This window comes from Bradyrhizobium cosmicum, assembly GCF_032290525.1.
Taxonomy (GTDB): domain Bacteria; phylum Pseudomonadota; class Alphaproteobacteria; order Rhizobiales; family Xanthobacteraceae; genus Bradyrhizobium; species Bradyrhizobium cosmicum_A.
Map to the genome: position 1 here is coordinate 1 of NZ_JASXTA010000324.1, position 262 is coordinate 262.

Annotated in this window: 1 protein-coding gene; it reads left to right on the forward strand. The window is 65.6% G+C overall.

The window, feature by feature from the left end; all coding sequences use genetic code 11:
* Nucleotides 1-262 (forward strand): phosphopantetheine-binding protein (locus QSV46_RS40125; protein ID WP_314964175.1); only part of this gene is annotated, 262 nt, incomplete at both ends.

Below are 262 nucleotides of genomic sequence, written 5' to 3' on the forward strand. Positions count from 1 at the left end.
GCGGAAACTCGATCGCGGCCGGCCAGATCGCCGCCGCGCTGCGCGAACGCTTCGGCGTCGAGTTGGAACTGCGCAGCTTTTTCGACGCGCCGAAGCTTGCAGCATTCGCAGACCATATCGACGCCTTGTTGCGCGAGGGCGCGAAGAGGGCGCTTCCTCCGATCCAGCGGGCCGCGCCGGCCGACCGCGCGACCTTGTCGCATGCGCAGGAGCGGCTATGGTTTCTCTGGAATCTGGACCCCAATGGTACGGCCTATATGGT